1 pseudogene is annotated in these 343 nt (G+C 37.9%); it reads left to right on the top strand.

Annotated features, from left to right (window positions below):
* Positions 1-207, top strand: a pseudogene (locus tag HR057_RS17200) (IS21 family transposase); the annotation flags it as partial.
* Positions 208-343 lie beyond the last annotated feature (136 nt).

Below are 343 nucleotides of genomic sequence, written 5' to 3'. Positions count from 1 at the left end.
TTGAACGATATCGATGAGGTCTTATCAGATGAGAGTAGATTCGAAAGAACTCCCCATGAGCTTGGCTACTTATTAAAAGCCAAAGAAGCCATGTACCCAGAAAAAATGGAGGAAGATCATACACCTAAAATATTACTTAATCATGAGACCAATTTAGAAAATTATAACCAGCTTTGCCCTTCTTATGAAGGGAGGGTATCTGGATGATTGGATTAAAAGAAGTATGCAAGGTGCTCTATCTTACCCACATACCCGAAAGATTTGAGGAGGTTCCGTTTGAAAATAAAGAACAATTTATTCGGGACGTATTAATGCTTGAAGTTGACGCTAGGCAGACAACAAA

This window comes from Calidifontibacillus erzurumensis (genome assembly GCF_013303125.1).
GTDB lineage: Bacteria > Bacillota > Bacilli > Bacillales > Bacillaceae_J > Calidifontibacillus > Calidifontibacillus erzurumensis.
This window is presented reverse-complemented; position numbering and strand designations above follow the sequence as displayed.